General features: G+C 67.3%; 24 protein-coding genes and 1 pseudogene. 9 read left to right on the top strand and 16 right to left on the bottom strand.

All coding sequences use genetic code 11. The annotated features are described in order from the left end of the window. Nucleotides 1–19: 19 nt before the first annotated feature. Entirely contained in the window at nt 20–943 is a 924-nt protein-coding gene (locus DW307_RS12120; RefSeq protein WP_021200490.1) for a tetratricopeptide repeat protein, read from the bottom strand. Continuing rightward, a complete protein-coding gene (locus DW307_RS18135) occupies nt 940–2886 on the bottom strand; it encodes a glycosyl transferase (protein ID WP_168441035.1) in 1947 nt (648 codons plus the stop codon). The genes DW307_RS12120 and DW307_RS18135 overlap by 4 nt, the downstream gene beginning before the upstream one ends. 181 nt (nt 2887–3067) lie before the next feature. Here DW307_RS18135 and DW307_RS12105 point away from each other — a divergent pair, with 181 nt between their 5' ends. After that, a complete protein-coding gene (locus DW307_RS12105; RefSeq protein ID WP_021200487.1) occupies nt 3068–4129 on the top strand; it encodes an AI-2E family transporter in 1062 nt (353 codons plus the stop codon). A 12-nt stretch (nt 4130–4141) separates the two neighbouring features. Here DW307_RS12105 and DW307_RS12100 read toward each other — a convergent pair whose 3' ends face one another. The 9 genes from DW307_RS12100 to rpsB form a co-directional block, all read right to left on the bottom strand. Then, on the bottom strand, nt 4142–4864 hold the full coding sequence (locus tag DW307_RS12100) for an alpha/beta hydrolase (protein ID WP_029265441.1): 723 nt from the start codon (nt 4862–4864) through the stop codon (nt 4142–4144). Continuing rightward, on the bottom strand, nt 4861–5148 hold the full coding sequence (locus DW307_RS18300) for a hypothetical protein (RefSeq protein WP_029265442.1): 288 nt from the start codon (nt 5146–5148) through the stop codon (nt 4861–4863). Before DW307_RS18300 ends, DW307_RS12100 begins: the two co-directional genes overlap by 4 nt. 9 nt (nt 5149–5157) lie before the next feature. After that, nucleotides 5158–5832: an aggregation-promoting factor C-terminal-like domain-containing protein gene (locus DW307_RS12090; protein ID WP_231479828.1), complete on the bottom strand. Its 675-nt coding sequence runs from the start codon at nt 5830–5832 to the stop codon at nt 5158–5160. 66 nt (nt 5833–5898) lie between these two features. Beyond that, a complete protein-coding gene (locus DW307_RS12085; RefSeq protein ID WP_029265445.1) occupies nt 5899–6477 on the bottom strand; it encodes a DivIVA domain-containing protein in 579 nt (192 codons plus the stop codon). Then, nucleotides 6477–7622: a phosphatidate cytidylyltransferase gene (locus DW307_RS12080; protein ID WP_029259164.1), complete on the bottom strand. Its 1146-nt coding sequence runs from the start codon at nt 7620–7622 to the stop codon at nt 6477–6479. Before DW307_RS12080 ends, DW307_RS12085 begins: the two co-directional genes overlap by 1 nt. A gap of 5 nt (nt 7623–7627) precedes the next feature. Continuing rightward, nucleotides 7628–8182 (bottom strand): ribosome recycling factor, encoded by a 555-nt coding sequence (gene frr / locus DW307_RS12075; protein WP_021200482.1) that lies wholly within the window; start codon nt 8180–8182, stop codon nt 7628–7630. A 68-nt stretch (nt 8183–8250) separates the two neighbouring features. Then, nucleotides 8251–8967: a UMP kinase gene (gene pyrH / locus DW307_RS12070; protein WP_017830711.1), complete on the bottom strand. Its 717-nt coding sequence runs from the start codon at nt 8965–8967 to the stop codon at nt 8251–8253. A 92-nt stretch (nt 8968–9059) separates the two neighbouring features. Continuing rightward, nucleotides 9060–9887, bottom strand: coding sequence for a translation elongation factor Ts (tsf, locus tag DW307_RS12065; protein ID WP_029259163.1), 828 nt, complete (start codon nt 9885–9887; stop codon nt 9060–9062). Between the two features lie 41 nt (nt 9888–9928). Beyond that, a complete protein-coding gene (rpsB, locus tag DW307_RS12060; protein WP_029265446.1) occupies nt 9929–10879 on the bottom strand; it encodes a 30S ribosomal protein S2 in 951 nt (316 codons plus the stop codon). 304 nt (nt 10880–11183) lie between these two features. Between rpsB and DW307_RS12055 the strand changes: the two genes are divergently transcribed. After that, nucleotides 11184–11708, top strand: coding sequence for a murein hydrolase activator EnvC family protein (locus DW307_RS12055; RefSeq protein WP_136024854.1), 525 nt, complete (start codon nt 11184–11186; stop codon nt 11706–11708). Nucleotides 11709–11730: 22 nt separating this feature from the next. On the opposite strand, the gene DW307_RS12050 is transcribed toward DW307_RS12055, so the two are convergent. The 4 genes and pseudogenes from DW307_RS12050 to DW307_RS18350 form a co-directional block, all read right to left on the bottom strand. Then, nucleotides 11731–12633 carry a tyrosine recombinase XerC gene (locus DW307_RS12050; protein WP_136024853.1) on the bottom strand — a complete coding sequence of 301 codons (903 nt, stop codon included), beginning with the start codon at nt 12631–12633 and terminating at the stop codon, nt 11731–11733. Nucleotides 12634–12680: 47 nt separating this feature from the next. Continuing rightward, nucleotides 12681–13892, bottom strand: a complete 1212-nt coding sequence (dprA, locus tag DW307_RS12045) for a DNA-processing protein DprA (RefSeq protein ID WP_051671020.1) — start codon at nt 13890–13892, stop codon at nt 12681–12683. Then, nucleotides 13889–14134, bottom strand: a complete 246-nt coding sequence (locus DW307_RS18295; RefSeq protein ID WP_240750642.1) for a magnesium chelatase subunit ChlI family protein — start codon at nt 14132–14134, stop codon at nt 13889–13891. The genes dprA and DW307_RS18295 overlap by 4 nt, the downstream gene beginning before the upstream one ends. Nucleotides 14135–14239: 105 nt before the next feature. Then, nucleotides 14240–14497, bottom strand: a pseudogene (locus DW307_RS18350) (ATP-binding protein); the annotation flags it as partial. A 51-nt stretch (nt 14498–14548) separates the two neighbouring features. Between DW307_RS18350 and DW307_RS12035 the strand changes: the two are divergent. The 4 genes from DW307_RS12035 (at nt 14549) to DW307_RS12020 (ending at nt 18661) form a co-directional block, all read left to right on the top strand. Then, nucleotides 14549–16249, top strand: a complete 1701-nt coding sequence (locus DW307_RS12035; RefSeq protein WP_136024852.1) for a recombinase family protein — start codon at nt 14549–14551, stop codon at nt 16247–16249. Between the two features lie 374 nt (nt 16250–16623). Continuing rightward, a complete protein-coding gene (locus DW307_RS12030; RefSeq protein WP_136024851.1) occupies nt 16624–16845 on the top strand; it encodes a hypothetical protein in 222 nt (73 codons plus the stop codon). Between the two features lie 330 nt (nt 16846–17175). Then, a complete protein-coding gene (locus DW307_RS12025) occupies nt 17176–18081 on the top strand; it encodes a P22 phage major capsid protein family protein (protein ID WP_168441034.1) in 906 nt (301 codons plus the stop codon). A gap of 253 nt (nt 18082–18334) precedes the next feature. Beyond that, nucleotides 18335–18661 (top strand): hypothetical protein, encoded by a 327-nt coding sequence (locus tag DW307_RS12020; RefSeq protein WP_136024849.1) that lies wholly within the window; start codon nt 18335–18337, stop codon nt 18659–18661. A gap of 297 nt (nt 18662–18958) precedes the next feature. Here the strand turns inward: DW307_RS12020 and DW307_RS12015 are convergent, their stop codons facing one another. Next, on the bottom strand, nt 18959–19684 hold the full coding sequence (locus tag DW307_RS12015) for a hypothetical protein (protein WP_136024848.1): 726 nt from the start codon (nt 19682–19684) through the stop codon (nt 18959–18961). A gap of 186 nt (nt 19685–19870) precedes the next feature. Here DW307_RS12015 and DW307_RS12010 point away from each other — a divergent pair, with 186 nt between their 5' ends. From DW307_RS12010 to DW307_RS12000, 3 genes are all read left to right on the top strand, one after another. Further along, nucleotides 19871–20128 carry a hypothetical protein gene (locus DW307_RS12010; RefSeq protein ID WP_136024847.1) on the top strand — a complete coding sequence of 86 codons (258 nt, stop codon included), beginning with the start codon at nt 19871–19873 and terminating at the stop codon, nt 20126–20128. A 95-nt stretch (nt 20129–20223) separates the two neighbouring features. Beyond that, nucleotides 20224–20532: a DUF7169 domain-containing protein gene (locus DW307_RS12005; protein ID WP_136024846.1), complete on the top strand. Its 309-nt coding sequence runs from the start codon at nt 20224–20226 to the stop codon at nt 20530–20532. 62 nt (nt 20533–20594) lie between these two features. Further along, nucleotides 20595–21179, top strand: coding sequence for an HIRAN domain-containing protein (locus tag DW307_RS12000; RefSeq protein ID WP_136024845.1), 585 nt, complete (start codon nt 20595–20597; stop codon nt 21177–21179). The last annotated feature ends 385 nt before the right edge of the window (nt 21180–21564 follow it).

Genomic DNA, 21564 nt, shown 5'->3' with positions numbered 1-21564 from the left:
GGACTCGGCGCGTACCTCCCTAGAACAGCAGCGACGAAAGCCGGTTGCGCGCCGACACGACCCGCGGATCCTCCGCACCGATGAGCCCGAAGAGCTCGACCAGGCGCTCACGAACGGGCGTGCGCTGGTCGGACGGGAGCTGCGCGAACAGATCGAGCAGGCGACCAAAGGCGTCATCGACATGCCCGCCGGCGAGGTCGAGGTCGGCCACATCGAACTGCGCCTGGACGTCGAGTGGGCCGTCGGCCGCTGCGGCCCGTGCCGCCTGCAGATCGAGGCCCTGAACGCGGTCGAGCAGCCGCACCTGGCCGAGACCCGCGAGCGCGTCCGCGTCCCGCGGGTTCTCCGCGAGCGCCTTCTCGTACGCCGTGATGGCGGCCGCGTAGTCGCCGACCTCGATCGCCGCGAACGCCTCAGCGTGCAGCGGGGGGAGCTCCGGCTCCACGGGAGGTTCCGGGTCCGCGCCCTCCTCGCCGACCGAGAGTGATCCGGTGACACCGTTCTGCGCCGCCACCTGCAGCAGCTGCGCGAAGACGTCGCGAACCTGCTGCTCCGGCACGGCCCCGGTGAACATCGGCACCGGCTGACCGGCGATCAGGGCCACCACCATCGGGATGGACTGGGCACGGAAGCTCTGCGCGAGCTGCGGATTCGCATCCACATCGACCTTGGCGAGCAGCACGCGTCCGCCGAGCTCGCGCGTCACCTTCTCGATGATCGGGCTCAGCTGCTTGCAGGGCCCGCACCACTCCGCCCAGAGGTCGACGACGACGGGAACGGTGCGCGAGAGCTCGAGGATCTGCCCGAACGTCTCGTCGGTCGCATCCACGACGACATCGGGCAGTCCCGGGGCGGGGGCGCCCTCTGCGGGAGATGCGGGCCGGTTGCGGAGACTCGACAGGTCGACGGCACCGCGCAGGGCGGCAGGAGAGATCTCACTCATTTGATCACCTTCACGGACAGGAGGTCCTGGTGGGCTGCCAGGAGCCGGATCTGCTCCGTCGAGCCCTTTGCCGGGACCGAGAAGAACAGCTGGAACTCGTAGGTCGTCTCGACGCCCTTCGCGGACTCGGTCGCGTCGGTGAGGGCCTTGGCTTGTGCATTGTCGCCGAAACGGATGGAGACGTCGTCTCCCGTCGGCGTCACCGTCTCGGTGTCGGTGAGGGTGACAGCGACGATCGCGCCGCTGTCCAGAGTCGTCATCGAGATGGGGGCATCCGTCGTCGGAGCCATGTCGAAGGCGGCCTTCGACGTGTCGGCGGCGCCCTTGTCGGCGAGAGCCTGGATCACGGCCTGACGGCTGTCGGTGATCGACTTGGCGTAGGTCAACGCCAGATCGTCGAACATGTCGTAGAACTCGCTCTGCTCCCCCTGGTCCACCACATCGGCGAAGGTCGAGGCGAGGTTCGCAGGCGGGATCGTCAGGAACGCGGAATCGGAGGGAACGAGCGATGTCCCGAGCCAGGATGCGGCGACCTCGGGAAAGACGGCGTCAGCAGACATCTCGGCGATGTTCGAGACCTTGTAGTTCGACCAGGGGTCGGCCTGCGTCATCGTGAGGACCACCGGCGGCACCGTGTCATCCCCGGTCTTCGACAGCATCAGCACCGTGCGCGGCCACTGATCGGTCGCTTCCGGAAGCACGACCTCGACCTGATCGGTCGGGATCGCCGCGGGCGGAACGGTGTCCGGGAGCTTCGAGCGCAGCGCATATTCCGTGGTCCGTGCTGCGAGAGCGGGTCCCTCGAAGCGGGTAGCGAGCAGGTCGAGGTCGAGTGCCGCGTCGGCTTCGCTCACCGTGCCGGCGAGCGTCTTCAAGATGCGCTTGGCCTGCGCTTCGGTCACCGCAGGGGGCTTCTGGTTCTCCGGCGCGATCACCGTCGGACTCGGAGACGGGGTCGGCGAGGCGTCGCCCAGCTGCGGCCACGAGTCCGACGAGCACCCGGCGGCAAGAAGCGCCGTGAGCCCGAGAGCCGGAAGCGCGAGCATGCGACGACGGCGAGGCCGCGTCGCTGCGCGCATGGAGGTCTTCGCGTCGGGGTCCTTGCTCTCGTCCACGATCTCCGCCTCCTCGACGTCTCCGTCGGCCGGCGCCGCCGTTCCTGCGGAGGGTTCGCTGCGCGGAGTGCCGGACTCCTCGATCGCCGCGCGCTCAGACGGCGGAAGAACCGCGACGTCGATCGGTTCGGTCGCCGGGAGCGGACCCGGGCCCTTGCGCCGGGGGCCGCGGCCGCGGCGCTGATGGCGGATCGCGAGCACGTAGAGGATGAGGCCGAGCAGCAGCACGATTCCCCCGGCGACCATGAGAGGTCCCGCCCACGGCGTCGAGTTGTCCAGCGGCCAGGAGACCACGATGTCATCCGGCGCATCGGCTGTGCCGTCGTAGGCGACGAGCATGCTCGTGCCCTCGGGCAACTGCATGTTCTCGGCGGTGAGACGGTTGTCCTTGGCGAACGAGTCGAGCCAGAGATCGGATCCCCGCGGGTCACGCCCCGCGGACTCCGCATCGGCGGAGTCGCCCTCAGCACCGTCGCTCGGAGCATCGGTCTCGCTGTCAGCAGAGGACGCCGTGACGTGCTCGACCGCCAGATCGCCGTTCTTCTTCAGCGTGACCTGGTTGTAGTCGGAGTCGGCGAGCCAGGCCTCCATGTCGGCGGTGCGACCATAGCTGCCGAAGATCTCGCCCTCTCCCCGGACGATCAGTGTCTGCGCGCCTGGATTCGCCCGAAGCACGTCGCCGTCGATGAGCACGAAGGGTGCCGGCTCATCGATCTCGACCTGGGTCTGCTGAGTGTCCGGCCCCATGAAGATGGTGCGCTGAGCAATCCCCGCGCCGATCAGCACGGCAGCCAGCACGAAGGCCACCACGGCCCATACGAAACGCACGAATAGTCTCCTCACGCATCGCCGGCACTTGCCGGCGACGCAACACTCGACATTTCAGACTAGCGAAATCAGCTGTGTGTTGCCCACGAGCAGGTTCAGTGCGGGCCGGACCGGCACGTCGTCGGTGCCGAGCCGGACGCTCTGGATAGCCTTGCTGCATCCGTCCTCGAGGAGCCTCCGAATGAAGATCCACAATCCCTTCCGCACCGCCCTGGTGGCGACGCTCGGCGTGGGATTGGGCATCCTGCTGATCAACAGCGTGCAGAACCTCTCCACGGTGCTGCTCTATCTCGGCACGGCTCTCTTCCTCAGTCTCGGACTCGATCCGCTCGTCTCCTTCCTGGAGCGCCGGCGTCTCCCCCGATGGCTCGCTGTCATCGTCACGATCCTCGCGGTGCTCGGCATCTTCGTCGGCATCGTGCTCATCGTCCTTCCCGTGCTGGTCGACCAGATCTCCCAGCTGATCGCCCAGATCACGGCGATCGTGCAACGCGGTACCGCGATCGACGACCTCAAGCAGTGGATGACGGACGCGTTCCCCAACCTGAGGGTCGATGATGTCTTCACTTACGTCGAGGACTGGCTCACCACGAACCTGACCGAGATCGGCGGCTCCATCGGCCAAGGGTTCCTCGTGGCGAGTGGCGCCGTGCTCAGCGGCCTGTTCGGCGCGTTCATCGTCCTCATCCTGACGATCTATCTCACGGCTTCCACGCCGTCCCTCAAGCGGGCGGTCTACCAGCTGGCTCCGGCGTCGAAACGTGACAGGTTCATCGACCTGTCCGAACAGATCACGGATTCGGTCGGCTATTACGTCATGGGGCAGGTGACGCAGGGTGTCATCAACGGCGTGCTGAGCGCGATCTTCCTGTCGATCATCCAAGCACCGTTCCCCGCCGTCCTCGCGGTGATCGCGTTCTTCTTCTCCCTGATCCCGCTCGTCGGCACCCTGACCGGCTCCACGATCATCGTGCTGGTATGTCTCATCCCCGGACTGGGCTCTCCGGCGACAGCGATCGCCGCTGCGATCTACTACCTGATCTACATGCAGATCGAGGCCTACATCATCTCGCCGCGCATCATGAGCCGTGCGGTCTCGGTACCGGGGGCTGTCGTCGTGGTCGCGGCACTCGCCGGAGGAAGCCTTCTCGGTCTGCTGGGCGCGCTGATCGCCATCCCGGTCGCCGCGAGCATCCTGATCATCTACCGGCAGGTGCTCATCCCGCGGATGAACGAGCTCTGAGCCTGCTGCGCGTCAGTCGTCGGCCGGCCAGTGCGTGGTGAGAGGCAGCGCCGCAGGATTGACCGCGGCCACGATCTCCGTCAGCACGCGTCGCGTCTGGGTCTCGCCCACCCAGAGGTGCTTCCCTCCGTCCACCGCGATCAGCTGTGCGTGCGGGATCGCAGCGAACCTTTCGCGGGCCTCGGCGGGGCGCAGGTAGTCATCCAGCTCCGGTACCAGGACGACCACGCGTCGGTCGATCGTCGCCCACGCGGCGACCTCTTCCGGTGTCGCGCGGTGCAAGGGCGGCGAAAGGAGGATGATCCCCTCGATGTCGTGTTCCCGACCGTACTTCAACGCGAGTTCCGTGCCGAAGGACCATCCCAGCAGCCAGGGGCGAGGCAGAGCGCGCTCACGGGCGAAGTCCATCGCTGCCGCGACGTCGAACTGTTCGGACGCCCCGCCGTCGAAGGATCCGTCACTCGTCCCACGAGGTGAGGTGGTCCCCCTCGTGTTGAATCGCAGCACGGCCAGATCCGCCAGGGCCGGAAGACGTGCCGCCGCTTTGCGGATGATGTGCGAATCCATGAACCCGCCGGCCGTAGGCAGGGGATGAAGCGTCACGAGAGTCGCGACAGGCGTCGTGGTCTCCGGCACGGCGAGCTCTCCGACCAACGTGAGACCGTCAGCGGTCTTCAGCTCGATGTCTTCGCGTCGCGCCGGAAGCTCCAGTGGTCCTCGGATCTCGATGCTCATGCAAGCCTCCAACAGTGTGTGTGCCAATGACGCCGTGCGGCGAGGTCGGCCGCGTCGCCGAGCACGCCGTCCGCGCGCCAGGCGACGAGATGCGCGGTTCCGGCGACGATCGATCGACCGCAGCCCGGGCAGAGGTAGTCCTTCTGCGCCTGCGCCCCGGAAACCGGTTGCACGGTCCACTCACCGCCGCGGCGGGTCTCGGTACGCTTCCAGCCCGCGAGGAGGCGATCGAAGGATTCCTCGTGGTCAGGGCGCTCCGAAGGACGTCTGCGAGAGCGGGGCATACTGCCTGCTCACCACCAGTGGTTGTTGACCCAGAAGTTGTACGCACCGGCCCAGCTGCCGTAGCGGCCGGTGGCGTACCCGGTCGCCCAGCGAAGATTGTCGACCGGATTGTAGCCGTTGCCGGGCACCTTGCTGCACGGCAGGGCCTGCACCAGACCGCAGGCACCGGAGGACTTGTTCGTGGCGTTCGGGTTCCAACCGCTCTCGCGGGACACGACGTAGTCGACGTACTGCCAGTCGCTCTGCGCGATGCCGGCTGCCGCCATCCACTCTGCAGGAGCACCGCCTCCCGTGTAGGGAGGAAGGCTACCTCCGGAAGACTTTCCGGAGGATCCCCCACGGGGTGCTGCAGCCACGGTCGGGACCGGAGCCGGCTTCGGCTTCACATAGACCTCGAATCCTCCGCGCACGACGGGTGCGATCTCGGCACCTTCGACGGTGACGGTGAGGTTCTGAGTGTCCGCGAGCGCAAGCGAATAGGCGGAGTCCGGCGACTCCTCAGGGGCGGGTGCGGCCAATGCCACCCCGGTCGGTGCGACCAATGCACCGGCGAAACCCACGACGGCGAGGGCACTGAAGACCCCGACGACACCACGGCTGCGAGACCAGCGTCGTGTGCCCGTGCGCGCCGAACGAGCCTTCACCGCGGGCACCGGCGAGAGGTCGTTTCTTTCGAGATTCATGTCGTTTCGGGAGTTCACGATGAGGGACAGTCTACGCAAGAGTGCCTGGATCGACCATCAGGAACCTCAGCGAACGGCGAGAATCACGTCGATCGTGGCGTCCAGAAGGGCATCCACCTGCTCCTCGCGGTATCCCCCACGCTGCATCCGAAACGCCGCCGAGCGCAACTGCTCGGCGGTCAGCGCTTCGCCGTCACGGAGATACCGCACGATACGCGTCGACACATGATCGACCTCATCGAGACGGTACCCGAAGGTGAGCACTCCGGTACGGGCGAAGCGGTGGCGCCGTGGTCGCGCCAGATGATCCAGGATGACCTGCGCGTCTGCTCTGGCCTGCTCCACCCAGGCACCTGCTCCCGCGGATCGCACCGCGCGTTCGCGTTCTCGAGCGGCGAAGGCGTCTTCGACGCGGCCGAGCGCCGCGTCGACATCCGCGACGACGTATCCGTTCTTCACCAGCGGGAAGGAGGCCGTCCGCACATCATCCGCGCTGAGTTCATCGCCACCCGCCTCGAACGCGCGGCGGGCGGATGCGAGGAACGTGTCGACGGCTGCCCGGTGATAGCCGCGCACCCGACCGGAGGTGAGTGCGAATGCCGGCGGCGTCGACTCCGCCTGTTCGTCGAGCTGATCATCGTTCATCACAGAACCACCCAAGGAGAGAAGAGGAAGTAGAGGCAGAGCGCAGGGATCGTCGAGGGCAGAATGCTGTCGAGTCGATCGAGCAGCCCTCCGTGACCGGGGAGCCAGGAACTCATGTCCTTGATGCCGAGGTCGCGCTTGAGCATCGATTCACCGAGGTCCCCCAGCGTCGCGGAGAGCAGGATCGACGCGCCGAAGATCACGCCGCACCACCACGGCAGCTCCAGGAGGAAGATCGCGAGCAGCACCCCCGCAGCGAGCGAGGCGATGACGGCGCCGCCGAAGCCCTCCCAGGTCTTCTTCGGGCTGATCTTCGGAGCCATCGGGTGACGGCCGAAGGCGAGACCGGCGGCGTACGCGCCCGTGTCGGCCGCTACGGCGATCGCGATGAAGCTGAGGACCCACCATTGACCGCCCTCCTGCTTGAGGAGGATGAGCGCGATTCCCGCGAGGAAGGGGACGTAGACCTGCACGAACCCGCTCGTCACGGCGTCGGCGAGGACGTCCCCGTAGGTGCGGCCGTCCTTCTCCACCATCTGCGCGATGAGCCGCCACACGATGACGAACGCGACGGACACGAAGAGCATCACCCAGCACAACCAGGGCTCGGCGAAGTACGCAGAGAGCACGAGGAACGCGGCGGCGATCAGCTGAGGGACCACGTCGACGCGGCGACCCGAGCTCCGCAGCGCTCGGGAGAGCTCGTAGACACCGAGCAAGGCGGCCGCGAGAGCGAACGGGACGAAGAGCACCTTGAGGAAGAGCAACGATCCCAGGAGCGCAGCGCCGAAGGCGAGACCGATCAGAATGGCCAGGACGAGATCGCGGCCCGTGCGCTCCTTGATACGTTCGTTCGCCTGGTCGAGCTGGTCGCGTGCATGGGAGACATGGCTGCCGAGTTCATCCCGTGCTGCGCGCCACTGTTCCCGGATAGCGTTGTGATCCGCCGTGTCCAGGGGACCGACGCCGCCCGAGGGCATGCGCTCCGAAGCTGCGGGAAGCGGTGGGCGCGGAGGGACGGCAGCCGCGTCGAAAGACGGGAACGCGGCGTCAACGAGCGGGACGCCGTCGGATGGGGTCTTCCCGTTCCCGCCGTGACGCGTGAACGGCCCATCGTCGTCGGCATCTCGCGTTTCGTCAGACATCCCGACTACACCTCGAGGAGTTCTGCCTCTTTGCGCTTCAGCGCGTCATCGATGAGCTCGACGTGCTGACGTGTCAGGACGTCGAGCTCCTTCTCTCCGCGCGCGATCTCGTCCTCACCGAGCTCGCTCTTGAGGGCATCGAGCTCGTCCTTGGCCTTGCGACGGATACCACGGACGTGGACCTTCGCGTCCTCGGCCTTGGTCTTGACGAGCTTGACGTACTCCTTGCGGCGCTCGGCCGTGAGCTCCGGCATCGTCACGCGAACGAGGTTGCCGTCGTTCGTCGGGTTGGCTCCGAGGTTGGGCATGTCACGGATCGCCTGTTCGATCGCCTTCAGCGCCGACTTGTCGTACGGCGTGATGATGAGCGTGCGAGCTTCCTGGTTCGCCAGGGAGGCGAGCTGGGCGATCGGCGTGGGGGTGCCGTAGTAGTCCACGAGGACCTTCTGGAACATCTGCGGGTTCGCACGACCGGTGCGCACCGTGGAGAAGTCCTCCTTGGCAGCTTCGACCGCCCGGTTCATGCGAGTGGTGGTTTCAGCGAGGACGTCCGCGATCACGGTGACTCCTATCGTCGGGGTGTTCTGCAAATTCTATCGGGCGAAGTCGTCTCCGCCGTGTCACACACTCAGGCGGTGACGAGGGTTCCGATCGGCTCGCCGAGGAGCGCACGGGTCACGTTCCCGGCGGGCTCCATGCCGAACACGCGCATGTCCATGCTGTTGTCCATGCACAGGCTGAAGGCGGTCGAGTCGACGACCTTGAGACCACGCTGGAGCGCATCGCGATAGGTGACGCGCTCGATGCGCTCCGCGTCGGCATGCTTGTTGGGGTCGGCGGTGTAGATGGCGTCGACGCCGTTCTTGGCGACGAGGACCTCGTCCGCGCCGATCTCGAGCGCACGCTGTGCCGCGACGGTGTCAGTGGAGAAGTACGGGAGGCCGGCCCCGGCACCGAAGATGACGACCCGCCCCTTCTCGAGATGACGCTCAGCCCGGCGCGGAATGTACGGCTCGGCGACCTGGGTCATCGAGATGGCGGACTGCACACGGGTGGCGGCCCCGGCCTGCTCGAGGAAATCCTGCAGGGCGAGCGCGTTCATGACCGTGCCGAGCATGCCCATGTAGTCGGCGCGACCGCGGTCCATGCCTCGCTGGCTCAGTTCTGCGCCGCGGAAGAAGTTGCCCCCGCCGACGACGATCGCGACCTCGACACGGTCCACCGCAGCGGCGATGTCACGGGCGATCTGCGAGACCACGTCGGGACTGACACCCAGCTGTCCCGCTCCGAATGCCTCTCCGGAGAGCTTGAGAAGGACGCGTCGGCGTCCGGTGCGTTCAGTCATGGGTGGGTGTCCTCTCGTCCCGATTCAAGATAGTGCCTCGTGGGCATGAAGAAGGGGTTCGGATCTTGGCGATCCGAACCCCTTCGACGGTGCTACGCGCCGACCTTGAAGCGCGCGAAGTCCGTCACGGTGATACCGGCGTCCTTCGCCACCTGGGCGACCGACAGCTTGTTGTCCTTGGCATAGTCCTGCTCGAGCAGGGCGACCTGCTTGATGAACGCAGAGACGCGGCCTTCGACGATCTTCGGGAGAGCCGCTTCCGGCTTGCCCTCGTTGCGGGAGATCTCAGTGACGATCTCGCGCTCCTTCTCGACCGCGTCAGCCGGCACGTCTTCACGCGACAGGTAGGACGGGTTGGCGAACGAGATGTGCTGCGCAATGCTGCGCGCGGTCTCGGCATCGTCACCCGAGTAGGCGACGACGACGCCGATCTGCGGCGGAAGGTCCTTGCTCGTGCGGTGCAGGTAGACCTCGACCTTGTCGCCGGTGATCGTGCGCACGCGGCGCAGCTCGACCTTCTCGCCGATGATCGCGGCTTCTTCGGAGATGACCTGCTCGACGCTCTTGTCGCCGGCAGAGGCGGCGAGGGCGGCGTCGACCGAGTCGGCCTTGACCGCTGCTGCGGCGTCGGCGACCTTGTCGGCCAGCGCGATGAAGCGCTCGTTCTTCGCGACGAAGTCGGTCTCGCAGGCGAGCTCGATGAGCGTCACGGCGCCGTCCTGCTCGCGAGCGACGATCAGTCCCTCGCTCGTGGAACGGTCAGCGCGCTTCGCGTTGCCCTTCGCACCCTTGAGACGCAGGATCTCGGTGGCCTTCGCGACGTCTCCGTCGGCCTCCTCGAGCGCCTTCTTGGTGTCGACCATTCCGGTGCCGAGCTGCTCACGCAGCGCCTTGAGGTCAGCGATGGTGAAGTTGGCCATGTGTGGTGGCTCCTTGCTTCGTTAGGTGTGTGTACGAGGGATTACTTGGCGTCAGCAGCCTCGGCGGCGGCGACCTCAGCGGTCTCCTCACCGGAAGCGGCGGCGATCGCCTCGTCGTGCGCCTCAGCACCGGCCTCGTCGGCAGCGGTCTCGTCGGCGGCGGGCGTCTCGACGACGGCAGCGGCGTCGTCTGCCGTGACGACCTCGGCGGCGTCAGCGGACTCCTGAACCTCCTGTGCGGGAGTCTCGAGGAGCTCCTTCTCCCAGTCGGCCAGCGGCTCGGCGTCGCCGGTCTCCGGGTTGTGCTTCTGCTGCAGGCCCTCGGCCGCGGCGTCGGCGATGATGCGCGTCAGCAGCGAGACGGAGCGGATCGCGTCGTCGTTGCCGGGGATCGGGTACTGGAAGTCATCCGGGTCGGCGTTCGTGTCGAGGATGCCGATCACGGGGATGCCGAGCTTCTTGGCCTCATCGATCGCGAGGTGCTCACGCTTGGCGTCGACGACCCAGATGGCCGAGGGCGTCTTGGTGAGGTTGCGGATACCGCCCAGCGACTTGTGCAGCTTGTCGAGCTCGCGCTTCTTGAGCAGGAGCTCCTTCTTGGTGAAGCCGCTGTTCGCGGGGACCTCGTAGTCGAGCTCCTCGAGCTCCTTCATACGAGCGAGACGCTTGGAGATCGTCTGGAAGTTGGTGAGGAGTCCACCGAGCCAGCGCTGGTTGACGAAGGGCTGACCCACACGGGTCGCCTGCTCGGCGAGGATCTCCTGCGCCTGCTTCTTGGTGCCGACGAAGAGGATCGTGCCACCGTGGGCGACGGTCTCCTTGACGAAGTCGTAGGCCTTGTCGATGTAACCCAGCGACTGCTGCAGGTCGATGATGTGGATACCGCTGCGCTCGGTGAGGATGAAGCGCTTGACCTTCGGGTTCCACCGACGGGTCTGGTGTCCGAAGTGCACGCCGCTGTCGAGCAGCTGGCGGATGGTGACCACAGCCATGGTCGTCTCCTGGTTCTGGCGCGGTTCTGCGCCGTTGAGGTTGCAAGCCGATCGGATGATCGGACTTCCTGGTGCCCGGCTCACGCCCGCCTTATCGAGGAGAAGGACCTGTGGGAGTGGATGCCGCGAAGTGAATCGCTTTGGGCACGCGTAGTCACCTCGATTTCGAGGTGCTCCCCCAGCATACAGGATCGCGCGGGCACTCACCCTGCACGTCACGCCGCACGCCGGTCTTGTTCCGGTGTCCCGCGGCGGCCGACCATTCCGGTGCCCGCGACGGAGTGCATCCGACCAGACTCGCACCATGCGCACAGTCCCCCGAGCCCTTTCCGTTCTCGTTGTCGCTCTGCTGCTCGCTCTCACCGCGCCGGCTCCCGTGGCGGCGGCGGAAGCTCCCTCGACAACCGAATGGCCTCGCTGGAGCTGGCCGGTGGCCGGGCCTCGCGCTGTCGCGGCTCCGTTTCGCGCGCCCGCGCACGAGTACGGTGCCGGCCATCGCGGCGTCGATCTGGCCGCCGTGGTCGGCGCAGAGGTGTCCGCCCCCGCGGACGGTGTGGTCGCCTTCCGCGGCACCGTGGTGGATCGGCCGCTCCTCACCATCGAGCACACCGGCGGCCTCGTGACGACTCTCGAACCCGTTCGGTCGACGCTCGTCGCGGGTGATGTCGTCACGGCCGGGCAGGCGCTCGGAGTTTTGGATATCGGCGGGCACACCGCCGCGGGTTCCCTCCACCTCGGCGTGCGGCTGGACGGCGACTACATCAATCCCCTGCTGCTCTTCGACGACGTTCCGAGAGCCGTCCTGCTCCCCTGCTGCGAAGCACGCTGAGCGACGGGGGCTTAGCGAGAGATCATGCGCGCGGATGGGCCAGTCGATAGGTCGCCGTCAGACGCTCGGTGGAGACGTGGGTGTATATCTGCGTCGTACCGAGGCTGGCGTGTCCGAGGATCTCCTGGACCGCCCTCAGATCGGCTCCCCCGTCGAGCAGATGAGTGGCCGCGGTGTGCCGCAGAGCGTGAGGACCGATCGTCTCGGCGCCCACGATCGGCGCGAGAACCCGTGCGACGAGTTCGTATACGGCCCGCGGCCCTACCCTGCCACCGCGGCTGCCCAGGATCACGGCAGGGGTGAAGGTTCGGGCGCGCGCGAAGAGTACCGGCCTACCGCGCCTCAGGTACGCCGACAATGCGTCGCGCGCCGGAGTGCCGTAGGGCACGATCCGTTCCTTCGCGCCTTTGCCGAGCACTCGCGCCGTACCGCGGTCGAGATCGAGATCGTCGATGTCCAGTCCGCAGAGCTCGGAGACACGGATACCGGAGCCGTACAGCAGCTCGAGGATGGCGTGGTCTCTCAACGCGATCGGGTCGCCCTCTTCGGCGGCGTCGCGGTGAGAATCCAGAAGTGCCGACATCGCGTCCCGCGAGGCGACCGTCGGCAACGTCCTCCCCCTCTTCGGGGCGACCAGGCGCAGGCTCGGATCATGCGTGATGAGCGCCTGCTCCTGAGCCCAATTGAAGAATGAGCGGGCCGTGGCGGCGCGGCGCGCGAGGGTCGATCTGGCGTCGCCACGCTGAGTGGCGCGCCACAGCCAGTCCCGAAGCACCTCGAGGTCGACCGACTCGAGGGGAACACCACCCGCCGCGGCGTCGAGGTCTCGCAGGTCTGAGCGATAGGCCTTGACGGTCGCGGCGGACAGCCGGCGCACCTTCTCCAGGTGTTCGGCGAACGCCTCCGTCGCGGCAGCGAGATCCATGAGTCCAGCTTGCCCCGCGCATGCTCTGTCCGCGGCAGCCTCGCCGTTCATCGTGCACGGGAAGTCGATGCTCTCGCGGGGCGCTGACGATGCCACCCTCCGTCGTCGTGCGCGACGTCGCCCTCGAGATGAAGGAGCCCGAGTACGGCCCGAACCCGATCAGGAGACAGGCCGGAGCGACGCGCCACCTCTTCTATGGACAGACGCGTCCGGGTACCCAACGCATCGAGCACGCGGCTGTGGCTCGAGTCCCGCTCTGACGCGTCTTCCTCGACTCTTTCGTCGATCGCGCCGTACAACTCCCTCACCTCCTGCGCGGAGGTCACACAGTGTGCGTCGTACTCGCGGAGCAGACGATGACACCCCGCCGACGACGCAGACGTCACTGCACCGGGCACGGCGCCGAGTGGGCGACCGAGCGAGGCCGCGTGGCCCGCGGTGTTCAGCGATCCACTTCTCCACCCCGCCTCGACGACGACCGTCGCATGGCCGAGCGCCGCGATCAAACGGTTTCGAGCGAGGAATCGCCACTTGGTGGGCGCCGTCCCACACGGCGGCTCACTCACGAGAGCCCCTCGTTCCGCGATCTGACGCAGGAGACTCTGATGGCCGGCAGGATATGCGCGGTCCACGCCGCCGGCGAGGATCGCGATCGTGGCGCCCTGAACGCCGAGTGCGGCACGATGCGCGGCCCCATCGATCCCGTACGCACCACCGGAGACGATCACGGCGCCGGTGGCCGCGAGGTCACCCGCCAGTTCGGTCGCCACGTGCTCGCCGTACCCGCTGCAGGCTCGAGCCCCGACGATCGAGACTCGGGGCTCGCGGCCGAGCAACTCCACGCGGCCGCGCACCCACAGCACGCTCGGGGCGTGGGGGCCGAGATCCGTGAGACCGCGGGGCCATGCGGCATCTCCCGGGATCACGAGCTGCGTTCGCACGGCGACACCTCCGCGCAGCGCGGCCATGACCGCCCGAGGATCGGCGCGTGGGCGCCAGCGGGCTCGACCGTCGACCAGTGCGCGCGTCGCCGTAGCGCTGGCACCGCCCGGAGGGAGAAGCGACGACGAATCTCCCACAGCGAGAGAAAGCGCATCCGCTGCACCGAGCGATTCGATCAACGATCCGGCCACCGCATCGCCGGGCTCGGCGATCACAGACCAGGCGACACGCGCGACGCAATCGGCCAGCTCATCACCGGGATGGAGGGTGCGGGCGAGGGCGAGGATCTCGGAATCAGCGAGGAGGACATCCATCATCGCGGGAGCCCCCTTCGGAGATGCAGCGCCCGTCCGACCTCGTCGATCCCGGGACGATCGAGCTCCGCCAGATCTGCCATCGTCCAAGCCACACGCAGAACGCGATCGTACCCACGGAGCGTGAGGGCGCCGCGCTCGAGGGCTCGATCGAGTGGAGCGCGCACCGCAGGAGCCAGTCGGAGTGCCCCCTGACGCAGACTGGTCCCCGGCGCTTCTGCATTGCGTCGCCACCGCATACTCATCCACCGATGGGCAGCTCGCTCTCGGGCCGCAGCGACGCGTTCTCGAGCCTGCGCCGTCGTCATCGATGGAGAATGATCGCCCATCGCTCGCGATGCCGCGACACGACTCACCTGCAGATCGATGTCGAGACGGTCGCGAAGCGGTCCGGACAAGCGCGTGGAGTATCGCCTGATCGACATGGGTGGGCAGACGCACTCCGCGCCGCGGACACCGTGGTTCCCGCACGGACAGGGATTCATCGCGAGCAGCAGCTGGAATCTCGCGGGAAACGTGGCGGTGAATCCCGCCCGATGCACCTCGATCGCCCCGGATTCGAGTGGCTGTCGGAGCGCATCGAGTGCGACCCGGGAGAACTCGGCAGCCTCGTCAAGTAACGTCTAACCTACACGGGTTCGGATCATCAAGGAGAGAACATGTCTCGCACTCGCCGGGCGGTGCTCTACTGCCGAATTTCGCGAACCACGGAGGAGAGCGTGTCTCTCCAGAATCAGGAGCGCGAGCTCCGCCGCTACGCCGCAGAAAAGGGCTGGGACGTCGTCGAACCGCCGATCATCGACGACGGCCTCAGCGGTACCAAGGAGCGCTCGAACGCTCGACGCGCTCTCGATGCGCTATCCAACGGCACCGCAGATACGCTCCTAACGCGCTCCTTCGACCGATGGAGCCGCATGGGGTTCCGCGCTGTCGCTGACCTCCAGGATGTCCTCGATGCCACCCCGGGAAGCCTCTTCGTCGCCGCTACCGATGGACTCCGCTCCGACGGCCAGGAGTGGACGATGTTCGTGGGCTTCATGGCTACCATCGGCGCGGCAGAGGCTGAGAACACCCGCAAGCGGGTCCGCGCGGCTCGTGCATTCCATCTCAGCCAGACGGCACCAGAGAGCCAACGCTTCCTAGGCGCTCGCGCGCCATTCGGTTACCGCGCGATCAAGTCGCCTCATGGCCCGGGAAAGGTCCTCATCCCCGACGAGTACGAGGCCCCCATCGCGCGAGAGGTCGCCGACATGCTCATCGCCGGGGCGACTCTGGCCGACGCCACCAAGTGGCTCGCGGAGAACCGCGTCCCGACGCCGCAGAGCGAGGCTCGACGACGCCGACAGAACGGGATAGACCTCGACGCCCCCGACTTCGATGAGCCTGACACGATCAAGTCCGGAAAGGGCCGCGAGCAAGCCTTCCGAGGGGCCTGGCGAGCGACCACCGTTCGCAACCTCTGGCGCTCCGAGACGCTCATCGGACGCACGACGCGTGCCGAGCCGATCCTCGGACCCAACGGCGACCCCGTGCTCGATGAGAAGAACAAGCCCAAGATGAGAGACGACGTCGTCCGCGACGCTTCTGGTCTGCCCATCACGCGCTGGGAGCCGGTCCTCGACGCTGACACGTTTACACGTCTCCAGTCCCGATTCAAGGCTCCGGGGCGGGAACAACCGCGCCGCATGGTCTCGTGGCTGACCGGCGTGCTCTACTGCCAAGAGTGCGGACGCCGCCTCTACGCTCACCGCCGTGACCGGGACGACAGAGACGCGAGCTACTTCCGATGCGCTGGGGTCTCCGATGTTCTGGCCCCCTGCCCCGCTCCAGCGCGTGTCTCCTTCTCCCGCGTCGAAGAGTACGTGGAGTCGCTCTTCCTCGGCCTCGCCGGAGACTGGCCCGAGCTCGAACGCCGCGAGTTCCTGGAGTCCGCCGACGTTGCGCAACGTCTCGCGGACGTCGAGCGAGCCCTCGACGACATCACGGCGGCACTCCGGCGCGACGGTGCCGACTACCCTGTCCTCCTCGCGAATATGGACGCGCTCAAGAAGCAACGGCTAGAGCTCCAGGCCACGCCCTCAACCATGCGAGTCGAGACGGTGCCGACGGGGCGCTCGCTCCGCGACATCTGGGATGACACCGCCGACGACCTCCGCGCGCGGCGTATCGTGCTCTCTGACGTCGTGGAGCGTATCTATGTGGCTCGCGCCGACTCCCCTGGTAAGCCGACGCCACTGGACGGCGAGCACGTCCGCATCCAGTGGGATTCCGAACGGGTGCCGACGCACGACCTCGACCTCCTCGACGAGTCGACGCTTGCGACTCCGGGGGCACCGAGTCGTCTGAGAATCAAGCTCTAGGAACGCCGGGACGAGCCCGATGGGGCAAGGTGTGACGCCCGTAGTGACGGAGTGACGGTTCACTTCGTCACTCCCCCTTCCCCTTAGAGAGCTCTCTCTCTTCTACAAGTAATAAGGAGTGACGAAGTCTTCCGTCACTCCGTCACCCCCAGCGCCGCCGCGCTCCAAAAGCCTGACAACTCGCCGTGAACTCGTAATGCGCTCCGCCGTCGATCCGCGTGATTCCGCGCCTCGGCGCGAATCGAGGTGAACGCCCAGGCGGTATTCCTCTATGTACCCCCAGCGCATCCACGCCCCCGGCCAGGTCCTTGCCCCGGGGGCGTACCCCTTTTGCCCATTGCCGTCACAAGACGACTAGATACCGGAGCGTCCACATGACCCGATACCTCGTGACATGCGACTACTGCCATCGGGATACCGAGCTCGCCAAGCCAGGGCGCTTCTGTAGCCCCCGCCACCGGAGCTACTGGCATCGCGACCGGCTCACCTTCCAGCGCCAGAGTCTCGCCGCCGAGGCTGACGACGCGCTCCGCTCCGGCGATGTTCTCAAGCTAGAGCGGGTGGCACGCGCCACGGTCTCCCTTCTCGCCGTCTGATCGGCGGGCATCACCGCCTCTCCAGGCGGTCTCCTCTTCGTAACGACGCGCCCTGCGCGCCGTCCGCATCGCCTCCCCGGGGTCGCTCCCCACGAGGCACGACGGACCCCCCGAGCTCCTCCAGCCGCCGCGCAAGGTCAACGCGGCTAGGCGGCGCTCTCCGGGCCTTTCTCGGCCCTCCACCGCCCGATGCCCACGGGCGCGCTTCTAGCGCGTCTGAACGGCACCGGACACCTCCGACGCGCGCCGCAAGGTCGACGCGCGCCACAACCGCAAGGCGGCTCCCTACTCACCGCGCCATCCCGGCGCATCAATCCTCAGGAGCCCATCATGGCTAACGCCTTTTCTCTCTCCATCTCCAATGTCGCGACCGTAGCGGCCAAGCTCGTCGGGGCCGACTTCAACCTCGCCTCGCTCATCAGCACGGACGCCGCCGCCGAGTTCGCCCCAGGTAAGGGGTCGACCATTCGCGTTCCGGTCCCCGGCGCGATCCCGACGCACACGCGCGGCATCTACGATCGGACCACCGCCCTCGTCGCCGACGAGCTCAGCGAACAGCACATCGAGGTCAAGCTCACCGACCACGTCTACAACCTGGCGATCCTCTCCGAGGGCGACCTCTCGCTCGACATCGCGGACTACGCGCGCCAGGTGCTCTCGCCCCAGACGCGAGCCATCGCCGCCAAGGTCGAGGCCCTCGTCGCCAGCACAATGTCCGCGACGCCGTCGACCGCGCTCGCTTACGCCGCCGCGACTCCGGCCAAGGCATTCACCGCCGCCCGCCGCACGCTCCGAGACAACGGCGTCCCTGCTGACGCCCGCCTCCTCGCCGCCGTTGGCTCCAACGTCTACGCCGACCTCCTGGACGGCCCGGACCGGACCTTCGACGCCGACGGCAAGGTGCGGGGCTTCGAGGTCATCGAGTCGACGCGCCTCGACCCGGACGACATCGTCGCCTTCATCCCGTCGGCGTTCACCCTCGTCACCCGGGCACCTATCGTCCCGGATGGCGCGGCTCACGGTGCCAGCATCGCCACACCGATCCTGGACGACCAGCGAGGCGCATCGTTCGCGGCGCGCGTGCTGAACGACTACGACTCCAACGTCGCGGCCGACCGGTCGCTCGTGTCGAGCTTCGTGGCCGTAGCCGCAATGCCGCTCCCCGTCGACCGCGAGGACGGCACCGTCGACCTCGTCGCGCACGGCGGCGCGGTCCGCATCGCGACCGGCGCGTAGCCACCCTGACGCTTCGGCGTCGCCGCGAGGCCCCAGCGTTTACACGACGCCGGGGCCTCGCACCCCCAACCACTCTTCTCAGATCGGAACTCTCATGCCTCGCAGAACCAACAGGAACGTGGCGGCGTTTACACGAGCCGCCATCCAGCACGACCTCCGCCAGCGCCGGGGCGACTCACCGATCCCATCCGCTCCCGCCCCCTCTCAACGCGCACCGCGCGGCCTCCGAGTCCCGGGCAACCGTACGACCCACGTGTCGCCCCGCACCCGATTCCTCGCCCTCGTCCGCGACCACGACGTCCTCCACGTCTTCCACGCTGTCACCGACGACACCCTCGTCGACTTCGGGCAGGGCATGGCCTACGAGGCCATCCGAGGCGAGTACACCGCCGCCAGCGGCCTCGCCCGCAACATCTGGCGCATCCCCGACGACGCCATCGAGCTCGCAACCTCAGCCGCCCTCACGGCGTTCTACCCCCACGCCGGCCAAATCGTCCTTGCCCGGCCATCGGACGCCACCGTGCGGGAGCTCTCCCGAGTCCTCGCCGAGCACGGCCTCCGGCTGTCCCGGCGCGGCTGACCCCAACCTCTGACTCCTGGCAACGCGCGCAGAGCTCGTCGCCAGCCCCTCCTCATTGTCGCGCCGTGGCCGGTGCGCCAGTGAGCTCCGTCGGCGTTCTCCTTTCCACCGACGCGAGTGCACTCAGCGAGTAAGAACCGCGTGGGGTGAGCATCCGGCGACCTGTTGTGGGGTCGCGCGGGATGAGCGCTCAGCGGGCCTTATCACCCCGCGTGGAGCGCGATGAGGACATCGTCGTCTTCCCGGTCCGCCGCTCGCTTCCGTCTCCTTGGACGGGCGGCGGGCCTCCACGAACCGCTACAAGATAATCGCCCGCCTCGGCTCCTTGTCGACCCGCGCCCGCCCCTCCTGAACATCGCCGAGCTCGTCGCGATACTGGATGCGGAATGTGACACCGAACCGCCGCCCCATCTCCAGCCACCCGCCCTTGAACTCGACTTCACCAGGAAACACCCCGTACCACTGTCTGGGCCCGGTGAACGCGAACTCCTGGTGATGGGCGTCGAGCTCAACGTCCGCGACCACGGCGTCTGGCTGGGAGTTCCTCAGGACGTAGGCTTCCCCCTCCCGCAGAACGTCCACCCGCCATGCCGGTCGAGGACGTAGTACAGCCCTCTCCGCCGCAACCTCCGCGAGAGCTTCGGCTCGCCCCTCAGCCCTGCCGTCCGCCAGACCGTGGGCATGGCCGCTGTCCCACACCGCCGTCTTCTGCTCAGCGGCGAGGTACTCCCGCGCCGCCTTGAGCCCCTTCACCTCGGTCTTCAGATCGAGGCTCTTCCGCTTGAGCCGGGCGACCTGGGATTCGCCGACCCGGGCCGCGTCCAACGCTTCAGCGAGCTCATGCTTCAGGGCGTTGCGACGGGTCGAGGTCGTGATCCTCAAGGTCGTAAGCCACCGTAGCCCGCGCCCGACAGGCCGCCAGACCTTCTCTCGGACAACTCGGAACAGTGCGCTGAGAGCCAACAACACAATGCCCACGATGACGGGCGCGATGAAGAACTCCAGTAGCCAAGGTCCGGTCATCCCAAGAGCGTATCGAGCCCGTCGCGCCAGCACGCTCTACGAGACCCCTGGGGGTGACTCCCCCTACCCCCGCCGACGAAAGCCCGGAGCGGGTTAGCGTCCCCCGTCGCATACGTAGAGCTCCGCGTTTTGCCGTTCGGATAATCGACCCCTGCCCACCCCAAATACCTCACAAGGAGCTCACCCATGACCCCGTCTCAGCCGCGAACACGCCGCGCCGACCGCCTCTCCCACGCCTCGCGCGACTGGCTCCGATACCGGAACTGGACCGGCGACCCCGGAAATCCGCGCCTCGGCAACCTCGGTGTCCAGGCGAATAACGGCGGCTACTCCGTCGTCAACTACTCGACAAGCCCGCCGAGCATCCTCTCGACATGCCGCGAACCTGAGCACGCCCAGCGCTACGTCGAGCACGTCCACAACTACGGACGGCCACCCCACTAGACCACCGCAAGCCCGCGAAAAGGACGGGCTAACGACCCACCAACGCACCAAGGAGACGCCATGCCCACCCCCGCCCTCAGCCTGCGAGTAACCCAATGATCGCCGCTGAACACGCCTTGCACGCCCGCGCGACGGCCCACGCCGCCAGCGTCCTCCGTCTCGTCGACCTCCTCCGGGCGAGCTCCGCTGCCCAGTGGGACAAGTCGCCCGGCGCACGCATGACGACCGCGCTCGGCGTGAGCGACCCCACGGGCGAGCTCGCGACCGCACCCTCGCGCCTCGCCCTGCGAGCTCAGGTCCTCTCATCGCTTGCCGTCATCGACGCGGCCACGGCTTCGTTAGACCGCGCCGCGACCACCCTCGCCGACGCTCTCGACAAGCACGAGAACCCAGAACGTGCGTGAACAGTCGCTCCACCGTAGGCACCTCCTCCTCCGGGACCTACGCGCGTCCCTAGGATGAGCGCATGGGATTCATCGACGCCGTCCGAGGCGTGCTCGGCATGGCCCCTGTCCGACAGAGCGAGCCGGAGAGGCCATCGACTCGAGTCAGTTCGCCCGCACGAACAGCAACTCCGCACGCACGAACCAGCGGAGCGACTCACGAGAGTGCGTACCTCCCCGAGGAGGATCATGCGCGGCTTCTACAACCCGGGCACGACGGACTCCCGCCGCTGGCTCTCGTGCGGCGCAACGGCGCACTCTGGCTAGCTGAGACCTCGACGGGCAAGCTCATCAATGTCGACAACCGTTACCTACGCCGACTCGGAATCTTCGGGGTCAAGGTTCGCGGCACTCGCTATTACAACGGCACGGCCAAGCTCGGCCCTGCTGAGCTCGTTAGAGAGCCTGACAACCCCCACGACCCCAACGCCATCGCGATTCATGTCGACGGCGAGATGCTCGGTCATTACAACAAGGGCACGGCCCGGAGCCTGGCGAAGCGTCTTGACGCGGGCGAGCCCTTACAAGCAATGGTCATCTCGGCGGACCCCGCGAAGGTCATCGCCGCGCCCACCGAGATACTCCGACACCTCTACCGCGACTTCTGAGCCCACGGCCCCCACACGGATTCCTCCGAGGTGGGGGCCTTTTGTTGTTGTGCTCGCCCCGCGAGGGCGCAACGCCCGACGACCGGATAACATCTGGCCCATGCCTAACCAGGAGCCCAAGACCGTCCACGTCTGGATGCCAGATGGCCGCTCGCTCTGTGACAGACGAGCCGAGACTGGACCTCGCTCCACCTTTCCGACCGTCGAAGAACACGAAGCGACCGAACACGCCACTGCCAACGCCCCGGCATGCGGCCCTTGCATGCTCCTCATCTCTTACCTCCGCACCCAGGCGACAGCCATCTTGGAAGAGCAACCGTCCGTCTGGCCGTCATCCGTCGGCGCAGCATGGGCCTCGCTGGACGGCACCCGATGGGCTCAACGC

This window comes from Microbacterium sp. K27, from assembly GCF_004794435.1.
GTDB classification, from domain to species: domain Bacteria; phylum Actinomycetota; class Actinomycetes; order Actinomycetales; family Microbacteriaceae; genus Microbacterium; species Microbacterium maritypicum_A.
Note: the sequence above shows the minus strand (reverse complement) of the source record. Positions and strands in the feature narration are given on the sequence as shown.

Excerpts from the sequence above, each read along its gene's own strand:
- DW307_RS12120 (WP_021200490.1), bottom strand. The coding sequence starts at position 943 with ATGAGTGAGATCTCTCCTGCCGCCCTGCGCGGTGCCGTCGACCTGTCG.
- DW307_RS12105 (WP_021200487.1), top strand. The coding sequence starts at position 3,068 with ATGAAGATCCACAATCCCTTCCGCACCGCCCTGGTGGCGACGCTCGGC.
- DW307_RS12100 (WP_029265441.1), bottom strand. The coding sequence starts at position 4,864 with ATGAGCATCGAGATCCGAGGACCACTGGAGCTTCCGGCGCGACGCGAA.
- DW307_RS18300 (WP_029265442.1), bottom strand. The coding sequence starts at position 5,148 with ATGCCCCGCTCTCGCAGACGTCCTTCGGAGCGCCCTGACCACGAGGAA.
- DW307_RS12090 (WP_231479828.1), bottom strand. The coding sequence starts at position 5,832 with ATGAATCTCGAAAGAAACGACCTCTCGCCGGTGCCCGCGGTGAAGGCT.
- DW307_RS12085 (WP_029265445.1), bottom strand. The coding sequence starts at position 6,477 with ATGAACGATGATCAGCTCGACGAACAGGCGGAGTCGACGCCGCCGGCA.
- DW307_RS12080 (WP_029259164.1), bottom strand. The coding sequence starts at position 7,622 with ATGTCTGACGAAACGCGAGATGCCGACGACGATGGGCCGTTCACGCGT.
- pyrH (WP_017830711.1), bottom strand. The coding sequence starts at position 8,967 with ATGACTGAACGCACCGGACGCCGACGCGTCCTTCTCAAGCTCTCCGGA.
- tsf (WP_029259163.1), bottom strand. The coding sequence starts at position 9,887 with ATGGCCAACTTCACCATCGCTGACCTCAAGGCGCTGCGTGAGCAGCTC.
- rpsB (WP_029265446.1), bottom strand. The coding sequence starts at position 10,879 with ATGGCTGTGGTCACCATCCGCCAGCTGCTCGACAGCGGCGTGCACTTC.
- DW307_RS12055 (WP_136024854.1), top strand. The coding sequence starts at position 11,184 with ATGCGCACAGTCCCCCGAGCCCTTTCCGTTCTCGTTGTCGCTCTGCTG.
- DW307_RS12050 (WP_136024853.1), bottom strand. The coding sequence starts at position 12,633 with ATGGATCTCGCTGCCGCGACGGAGGCGTTCGCCGAACACCTGGAGAAG.
- dprA (WP_051671020.1), bottom strand. The coding sequence starts at position 13,892 with ATGATGGATGTCCTCCTCGCTGATTCCGAGATCCTCGCCCTCGCCCGC.
- DW307_RS18295 (WP_240750642.1), bottom strand. The coding sequence starts at position 14,134 with ATGAGTATGCGGTGGCGACGCAATGCAGAAGCGCCGGGGACCAGTCTG.
- DW307_RS12035 (WP_136024852.1), top strand. The coding sequence starts at position 14,549 with ATGTCTCGCACTCGCCGGGCGGTGCTCTACTGCCGAATTTCGCGAACC.
- DW307_RS12030 (WP_136024851.1), top strand. The coding sequence starts at position 16,624 with ATGACCCGATACCTCGTGACATGCGACTACTGCCATCGGGATACCGAG.
- DW307_RS12025 (WP_168441034.1), top strand. The coding sequence starts at position 17,176 with ATGGCTAACGCCTTTTCTCTCTCCATCTCCAATGTCGCGACCGTAGCG.
- DW307_RS12015 (WP_136024848.1), bottom strand. The coding sequence starts at position 19,684 with ATGACCGGACCTTGGCTACTGGAGTTCTTCATCGCGCCCGTCATCGTG.
- DW307_RS12010 (WP_136024847.1), top strand. The coding sequence starts at position 19,871 with ATGACCCCGTCTCAGCCGCGAACACGCCGCGCCGACCGCCTCTCCCAC.
- DW307_RS12005 (WP_136024846.1), top strand. The coding sequence starts at position 20,224 with ATGATCGCCGCTGAACACGCCTTGCACGCCCGCGCGACGGCCCACGCC.
- DW307_RS12000 (WP_136024845.1), top strand. The coding sequence starts at position 20,595 with ATGGGATTCATCGACGCCGTCCGAGGCGTGCTCGGCATGGCCCCTGTC.